Consider the following 528-nt stretch of genomic DNA (forward strand, 5'->3'; position numbering starts at 1 on the left):
ACAGGGCGGCCATCGCGAGCTGCACGCGCACTCGCCGATCGCCGGGAACCAGCGCCACGGCGGCGCCCAGCCGATCCCGCGCGGAGGTCAGCGCCGACTGCCGGTCACGGCCGAGCCGCAGCAGTTCGGCCCCTTCACGGAACAACGTCTCGGCGAGCGCGACCCGATACCCCTCGTGTTCGGGAAACGCGTCGCGGCACGCCTGCCAGTGCTCGCGGGCCACCGCGTGATTACTCACCGACAGCGCGGCGCGGGCGAGCAGGTCGCGCGCGGTCGCCACGTTGTGCGCGCGGATCGCGTCGTCGATCCCACCGGGCGCGGCCCACAACTCGTCGGCACGGTCCACGTGGCCCAGTCGGGCGTAACCGAGCCCGAGGTGGAAGCGCGCGGAGCCACTGGGCTCGGTACGCACCGCCGCGAGCACCTCGACGCCGTCGGCGACCAGGCCGGCCGCGATGCCGGCGGCGCCGAGGCGCACCTTGGCCGGCGTCCAGTCGGGGCGCGCGGCCAGTCCGTCGGCGTAGGCAT

General features: G+C 75.2%; 1 protein-coding gene. It reads right to left on the minus strand.

The features are described from left to right. Positions 1-528 (minus strand): hypothetical protein (locus tag GT354_RS41715; protein ID WP_161361943.1); only part of this gene is annotated, 528 nt, incomplete at both ends.

The organism is Streptomyces sp. SID3343, from assembly GCF_009865215.1.
GTDB lineage: Bacteria > Actinomycetota > Actinomycetes > Streptomycetales > Streptomycetaceae > Embleya.